The sequence below is a fragment of the Trebonia sp. genome (assembly GCF_049794275.1).
In the GTDB taxonomy this organism is placed as follows: Bacteria; Actinomycetota; Actinomycetes; order Streptosporangiales; family Streptosporangiaceae; genus Trebonia.
In genome coordinates, this window is the sequence record NZ_JBARCR010000710.1 from 1 (window position 1) to 6,274 (window position 6,274).

Here is a 6,274-nt window from a genome sequence, read left to right on the forward strand (position 1 = left end):
CGCGGCGGCGGGTCAGGTAGGCGATCTCGGCGGTGTTGCCCGCCAGCTCGATGGCTTTGCCGTACGCCACGCGCGACTCCTGACTGCGGCCCAGCCTGCGCAGCAGGTCGGCGCGGGTCGCATGGTAGGCGTGATAGCCGGCCAGCTTCTCCTTGAGACGGTCGACGGCCGCCAGTGCCACCTCCGGGCCGTCAAGCTCGGCCACCGCGATAGCCCGGTTGAGGGCGATGATCGGCGAGGGGTCGAGGCGGACGAGCTGGTCGTAGAGGGCGACGACCTGCGACCAGTCGGTGTCGCGCAGGTCGCGCGCGGAGGTGTGCACGGCGTTGATCGCGGCGAGGATCTGGTAGCGGCCCGGAGCCACCCGGGCGGCCAGGCGCTCGCGCACCAGCCAGTGACCCTCGGCGACCAGCGCCGCGTCCCAGGACCCACGGTCCTGCTCGTCGAGGGCGACCAGTTCACCGGTCGCCGACACCCGGGCGGTGCGGCGGGCCTCAATGAGGAGCATCAGCGCCAGCAGCCCGGCCACCTCACCGTTTTCCGGCATGAGGGCCCGGATCAGGCGGGTGAGCCGGATCGCCTCGGCGGTCAGGTCGTGACGTACCGGATCGGTGCTGGGGCCGGTCGCCAGGTAGCCCTCGTTGAAGACGAGGAACAGGACGGCGAGTACGCCGGAGACGCGTGCCGGGAGATCTTCCGCGGACGGCACCCGATAAGGGATGCGAGCCGCCTTGATCTTGGCCTTTGCGCGGGTGATCCGCCGCCCCACGGTGGCCTCCTGCACCAGGAAGGCCCGGGCGATCTCGGGCACGGTCAGACCGCCGACCATGCGCAGCGTCAGCGCCACGCGGGTCTGCATCGCGAGCGCCGGGTGACAGCAGGTGAAGATCAGCCCGAGCCGCTCGTCCTCGATGGCGCCGGGAGGCCCGGGCGGGTCGCCGTCGTACAACAGCTGAGCCTCCTTCTGCTTGTCGTCGCGCTTGTTCTCGCGCCGGATCCGGTCGATGGCCTTGCGGTTGGCGGTGGTGGTCAGCCAGGCGCCGGGATTGGGGGGCACGCCATCGGCCGGCCACCGCGCGACGGCGGTCGCGAACGCCTCGGCCGTCGCCTCCTCGGCGATGTCGAGATCACCGAAACGCCTGGTCAGGGAGGCGACCACCCGGGCCCACTCCTCGTGGTGTGCCTGGGTGACCGCCTCCCTGACGTCGGCCGCGCTCACTGGAACGGCCGCACCTCGACCTTCCGGTTGCAGGCCCTGGACCCCTCGGCGGCGAGCCTGAGCGCCACGTCGAGGTCGGCGGCCTCGATGATCCAGAAGCCGGCGATAAACTCCTTCGACTCCAGGAAGGGCCCGTCGGTGACCAACGCCTCCTCACCCCGGTTGTCGATGACGGTGGCCGAGCTGGGCGCCGCGAGACCGCCGGCGAAGACCCAGTGGCCCTCGGCCACGAGCCGGTCGTTGAACACGTCGATCTGAGCATCCTCGTCCGGGGTGGCCAAGCCAGCGTGGTCAAAGATCACGGAAACCAGGTACTGCATCTCGGATCATCTCCTGTGGTTCGGGGCGCCCTCGTGGGCGGCCGTTCATCTTGCCGGGGCGCCATTCGTAAGGCCCCTTTCACCCCTGCTACGAACACCTCTGCGCTGATCCGACATCTCCTCCCGGCCTTCTTTCGGGAACTTTTGTGATGGGCAGGCTAGTTCAGCGCCGCGGCGGCCGGGGCGGCCCGTGGCGGGCCAGGGTGTCGGCCCGGCGCAGCGCGTCAGGCAGCCGGTGCCGGCCGGCCATCTGCCGGACGAGGCTGGCGGCGTCGGCGCGGGGCATCCCGGCGGCGGTGACGTACAGCGGCCGGGCCGAGGTTCCGCGCAGCACCGCGATGGCGTGGGTGGCGGTGCGGAAGGGTGTCTTGGCCACGCCGATCACCGGTACGCCGAACTCATCGCGGGCCCGGGCGCCCAGGCCGGGCCGGCCGTCTGGGTCCAGGTCTGCGTAGCCGTCGACCACCAGCAGGCTCAGGCCGCTCAGGCCGTCCAGGACCGCGCGCAGCGGCGGCAGCTCGCGCAGGTAGAACTGGCCCGGCTGGTAGGGAGCGACGTCAGCCACCACCGCGGTGCGTTCACCGGCCAGGCGGGAGAAGGCCGGATCAGCGGCCACGACGGCGGCCGCCCGGGCGCTACCGGAGGGCAGGTAGTGCACGTCCGCCGCGACGAACACGAACATGGGCCTTAATGTAGGCCCAGCTTGTGCGGTGGGCATGGCTCAGGCAGCGAACCAGGCCGGCCAGCGCTGGCCGGCGGAGGAGTTCGCGTGGAGACCCAGCCAGGGGAGGCGAGAAGATGACCGAACGAACCAGCGATCCCTCGCACGATGAGCCCGATGAGGCCCCGGAGGGTTTCCGCGGGCAGCCGCGCTACGCGCCGGGGGTCGAGCGTAGGTACGCGAACGACCAGATCGAGGTCACCTGGGAGCCTGCGTTCTGTATCCATGTCGCCGAATGCCTGCGCGGGCTCCCCGGCGTGTTCGACAATCAGCGCCGGCCGTGGATCATCGTGGACAACGGATCGCCCGGCGAGATCGGCGACGTGATCCAGCGCTGTCCTACGGGCGCGCTGCACTTCCGCCGCCTGGACGGCGGGCCGCAGGAGCCGGTGCCGGAGGAAACGACGGTGCAGGAACGCCCGAACGGCCCGTTGTTCGTCCGCGGCAACGTCAGGATCTTCGATCAGGACCACACGCCGGTCAGGCAGGACACGCGGGTGGCGCTCTGCAGGTGCGGCGCATCAGCCAATAAGCCGTTCTGCGACGGCAGCCATCGCAGGATAGGGATCCGGACCACGCGCGGTCCGGCGTGAGCACGCCACGGGTGCCGCGCTGCTCGGGCCGGGTGAAGCGCGCGGCGCTATCGGGCCTGGCGCAGCCCTTGTTCGGCGTATTCGGTCAAGAGATCGCTGAGCGAGATGCCACGGCGCGCGGCCTCGGCCGCGAGCCGCTCGGCAAGGTCACTCGGAAGCACGATGGTGCGGCGTACGCCGTCGTCGCGCTCCCAGCCTTCGTCACTGAATTCAGGCACGCCTCCTCCTCTCCGTTACCAGGGCTCCAGCGTCGTTGACCGCGACATAGCGGCGAAGGACGCGGTCGCTCAGCAGGCCGAGGCAGCTGAGGTTCGGAAACCCCGGCCCCTGCGCGAGCCCCGCCATGACCGGCAGGTGCAGCGGCGGCGCCAGGCCGGCCACGGACAGGTCGACGTCGATCACGCCCTCCAGTTCGCCGCCGCCCAGCGCGTCCCGGTACCGGCCGCTCGCCTCCTCACCCAGGAGGGTCTCAAACCAGCGCCCATCGAAGCCGATGGCGACGACAACGGCGTCGTAGGCGACGCGCTCGCGCTCATCGTCGTAGGCGATGGTCACGATCACGTCGTGCTCGCGCGCCTCGACTGCGGCCGCCCGCCCGGCCAGCGTGCGCAAGTCGCGCGCCTGGTTGAGCGCCGCCTCGGCCTGCAGCGAGAAGACGCCACGATCGGTGCGCGCAAGGAACTCACGCCGGTGCGCCTCAGCCAGGCGCGGCCACTCCGAGGGGTCGGAGTAGAACCGGTTCTCGTCGTAGCTCTCACCGCGCGAGTACAGGACGCCACGGGCGGTCAGCACGTCGATCGCCGAGTCCTTGTGGCACCGCTTCACCAGATCGATGACCACCGAGGCGGCAGTCTCCCCGCTGCCGACGACGCAGAGGTTCAGCGCGCGCTCGCGGTGCAGCTCGCGCGCCGCCAGCCAGTAGGTCCGCCCGTCCAGGACCCGGGGGTGATCACGAGGCTGGCCGGGCACCGTGATGACCGGGCCCGCGCCGGTCAGGACCACGCCGTCGGCGGCAATCGCATCGCCGGCCTCCAGCGTGACCGCCCAGCGGCCATCGTCTGCCACCTCCAGGCCGGTCACGACACCGCGGGCAATCTCCGCGTCGGCCGCCTCGGCGACGTCGCGCAGGTAGGCGCTCCACTGGCGGTGCGTCGGCCGGATGCGGCCGCGGTCGACCCAGTCGCCATAGGCGCCGTGCCTGATCAGGTGGCGTTGCCAGCTGTACTCCGCCATCGCCGCGACCACATCAGCGGATGCATCGCCCCAGCTCGCAGCATACGGATAGCCGACGTCCTTCTCCGGCGGCGTCCCCAGCGGCAGCAGGCCGCTGGTGTACCCCTGGCGCCCGCTCCAGTTCCCCGCGACCTCGCCACGGTCGATCAGCACCACGCGCGGCGCCGGCAACCCGGCAGCAGCGAGCGCGCGGGCCTTGGCGGCGATCGCGATGCCCTTCGGGCCGGCACCCACCACAGCAAGCGTTGACACCTGGAGAGGATAACCAGGGAACGCCAGCGAGGCTGCCGCGGCGCGTAAAACGGGTGGCAGCCGGCCCTGCGGCTGCCGGCCTGATCAGGCGTCCTGCTTCGCGCCGATGAGATTCTGGGCGATCGAGGTCGTCTCGCCTTCCCCGGGGATGATCACCCACGCCGCCAGGTAGGCGAGGACGCCCGCGCCTCCGGTGATGACGGAGACGACGGCCACGATCACCCGGACGAGGGTCACGTCAAGGCCGAAGTACCGGGCGACTCCCGCGCAGACCCCGGCCACCATCCGGCCCTTCCGGTCGCGCACCAGGACCTTGGTTCCATTCCCGCCGTTCATGTGAGCCATCCTTGCGGTGACCCCGGGGGTAGCGGGCCGCCGTCGGCGACTGATCCCGGTGCCTGCCCTCAGCCTACATTTGCAATATAAAACTAGCAATATTTTTCCGGAAACTATAGTACAGTTATCTGTATGGCGGACTGGAGTTTCCTGACCACCCACGCCCGGGTGCTGCTGTGCATCGCGCACGACCCGGGCGCGCGGCTGCGCGACATCGCCGCCACCCTGGGCGTCACCGAGCGCCGCGCCCACGGCATCGTCACCGACCTCACCCAGTCCGGCTACCTGATCAGGCAGAAAGACGGCCGTCGCAACCGCTACCAGGTCCAGGCCCACCTGCCGCTGCCCGGACCCGGCACCCGCGAACCCGGCACCCGCGAACCCGCCATCGGCGAGATCGTCGCCCTGTTCGCAGCCCAGTCCGAGGCGATCGGCTCCAACTCGACTGGAGAAGTCAGTGGATAACGCGGCCCGCACACGTCAGCGGGTGCTAGCCCTATTCCTCCCTATCGCCGCCGTGCTCTACATAAGCGCCGAGGCACTCAGCCCCAAGGGCACCGACCAGGTGATAACGACCACGGCCACCGCGCTCAAGGTGCTGCCCATCGCGGCCGAACACCCGACTCAGCTCTATGCCGCAGGCTCGCTCGCCATTCTCGCGCTCGGCGCTCTGGCCGTCTCGTATGCGGCGATCGCCACGCTGGCCAGAAACCGCGGTTCGGCAGTGGCCACCGTCGCCGCGCTGATCGGGGGGATCGGCGCCTTCTGCGGGGCCATCGTCAACGTCCTGGTCTATCCCAATCTCGCCGCCGCCGCGACGGCACATCTGTCAGCAGGCGCGGCCGCCCGGTTCCTGGCGACAACCTTCAACTCTGGGTTCGGCCACGGGTTCTCTTACGCCTATTTCGTCGGCATCTACGCCGCGCCGGCCCTCATGGGGTACGCGCTCTGGCGGAGCCGGAGCGTTCCGCGCTGGCTGGCGGTGCTCTTCTTCGCCGGCCTGGAAGTCGCCCAGGCGCAGATATCCTCCGGACCCGTCGTCATCCTGTACATGCTGCCGTTTGCGGCCGCGATGGTCCTGCTGGCAGCCCGGATCTGGCAGGCGGCCGCTCTGCCCGCCAGCCAGCCACAGCCGGAGCCGGCCCCGGTACCCGCTAGCAGCATGTAAGGCACCCCGGCCAGCGCCGGCGGGAACCATTTTCCTGCCCGCCGCGACCGGCGACTCCGACGCTGGCCTGCGCCGGTCAAGATCCGAGGGGCCCGTCGTCATCCTCTCGGTCGCCTGGGCCGTCGGCCCGGGTAGTGATTACATCCGCGCCGTCCGCCGGGCTGGCAAGGCCGGCCGTGTTTCCCAGCAGGACGGCCAGGACCTCGCCGACGGCGGGTTCCCGGGTGCCGCGCTCGGCCAGCGGCAGGTGGGCCTGGATCTGGTAGCGGTTGCGGCGGCCGTCCTTCTGCTTCACCACATAACCTGCCTCGGCGAGGTCGGTAATAATGCCGTGGGCGCGGCGTTCGGTGATGCCCAGGGTGGCCGCGATGTCGCGCAGCCGCGCGCCCGGGTCGTGGGCGATGCACACCAGCACCCGGGCGTGGGTGGTCA

At 70.6% G+C, this 6,274-nt stretch carries 10 protein-coding genes; 3 read left to right on the top strand and 7 right to left on the bottom strand.

Annotated elements, in window-relative coordinates; genetic code table 11:
• The 3 genes from WA805_RS18835 to WA805_RS18845 all read right to left on the bottom strand — a co-directional run.
• The coding region (locus tag WA805_RS18835) for an RNA polymerase sigma factor (RefSeq protein ID WP_425242985.1) at window positions 1–1,219 on the bottom strand (1,219 nt) is incomplete at its 3' end.
• On the bottom strand, window positions 1,216–1,539 hold the full coding sequence (locus tag WA805_RS18840) for a YciI family protein (RefSeq protein WP_422287256.1): 324 nt from the start codon (window positions 1,537–1,539) through the stop codon (window positions 1,216–1,218). The genes WA805_RS18835 and WA805_RS18840, both read right to left, overlap by 4 nt.
• A 163-nt stretch (window positions 1,540–1,702) precedes the next feature.
• The gene (locus WA805_RS18845) at window positions 1,703–2,221 is read right to left on the bottom strand and encodes an endonuclease V (RefSeq protein WP_422278411.1); all 519 of its coding nucleotides are present in this window, start codon (window positions 2,219–2,221) and stop codon (window positions 1,703–1,705) included.
• Window positions 2,222–2,337: 116 nt separating this feature from the next.
• On the opposite strand from WA805_RS18845, the gene WA805_RS18850 reads away from it, so the two are divergent.
• Window positions 2,338–2,853: a (4Fe-4S)-binding protein gene (locus tag WA805_RS18850; RefSeq protein ID WP_425242986.1), complete on the top strand. Its 516-nt coding sequence runs from the start codon at window positions 2,338–2,340 to the stop codon at window positions 2,851–2,853.
• A 47-nt stretch (window positions 2,854–2,900) separates the two neighbouring features.
• Here WA805_RS18850 and WA805_RS18855 read toward each other — a convergent pair whose 3' ends face one another.
• The 3 genes from WA805_RS18855 to WA805_RS18865 form a co-directional block, all read right to left on the bottom strand.
• A complete protein-coding gene (locus WA805_RS18855; RefSeq protein ID WP_422278409.1) occupies window positions 2,901–3,071 on the bottom strand; it encodes a ribbon-helix-helix domain-containing protein in 171 nt (56 codons plus the stop codon).
• Window positions 3,064–4,338, bottom strand: coding sequence for a SidA/IucD/PvdA family monooxygenase (locus tag WA805_RS18860; protein ID WP_425242987.1), 1,275 nt, complete (start codon window positions 4,336–4,338; stop codon window positions 3,064–3,066). The genes WA805_RS18855 and WA805_RS18860 overlap by 8 nt, the downstream gene beginning before the upstream one ends.
• An 84-nt stretch (window positions 4,339–4,422) precedes the next feature.
• Window positions 4,423–4,674 (bottom strand): PspC domain-containing protein, encoded by a 252-nt coding sequence (locus WA805_RS18865; RefSeq protein WP_422289778.1) that lies wholly within the window; start codon window positions 4,672–4,674, stop codon window positions 4,423–4,425.
• A gap of 132 nt (window positions 4,675–4,806) precedes the next feature.
• Between WA805_RS18865 and WA805_RS18870 the strand changes: the two genes are divergently transcribed.
• Complete coding sequence (locus WA805_RS18870) at window positions 4,807–5,139, top strand: helix-turn-helix transcriptional regulator (protein WP_422289780.1); 333 nt, start codon at window positions 4,807–4,809, stop codon at window positions 5,137–5,139.
• A complete protein-coding gene (locus WA805_RS18875) occupies window positions 5,132–5,842 on the top strand; it encodes a hypothetical protein (RefSeq protein WP_425242988.1) in 711 nt (236 codons plus the stop codon). Before WA805_RS18870 ends, WA805_RS18875 begins: the two co-directional genes overlap by 8 nt.
• A gap of 76 nt (window positions 5,843–5,918) precedes the next feature.
• Here the strand turns inward: WA805_RS18875 and WA805_RS18880 are convergent.
• On the bottom strand, window positions 5,919–6,274 hold a 356-nt coding region (locus WA805_RS18880), incomplete at its 5' end, for a helix-turn-helix transcriptional regulator (protein WP_425242989.1).

What these genes read in the sequence shown, in the direction of transcription:
- WA805_RS18850 (WP_425242986.1), top strand. Translation starts at nt 2,338, where the DNA reads ATGACCGAACGAACCAGCGATCCCTCGCACGATGAGCCCGATGAGGCC.
- WA805_RS18865 (WP_422289778.1), bottom strand. Translation starts at nt 4,674, where the DNA reads ATGAACGGCGGGAATGGAACCAAGGTCCTGGTGCGCGACCGGAAGGGC.
- WA805_RS18845 (WP_422278411.1), bottom strand. Translation starts at nt 2,221, where the DNA reads ATGTTCGTGTTCGTCGCGGCGGACGTGCACTACCTGCCCTCCGGTAGC.
- WA805_RS18840 (WP_422287256.1), bottom strand. Translation starts at nt 1,539, where the DNA reads ATGCAGTACCTGGTTTCCGTGATCTTTGACCACGCTGGCTTGGCCACC.
- WA805_RS18870 (WP_422289780.1), top strand. Translation starts at nt 4,807, where the DNA reads ATGGCGGACTGGAGTTTCCTGACCACCCACGCCCGGGTGCTGCTGTGC.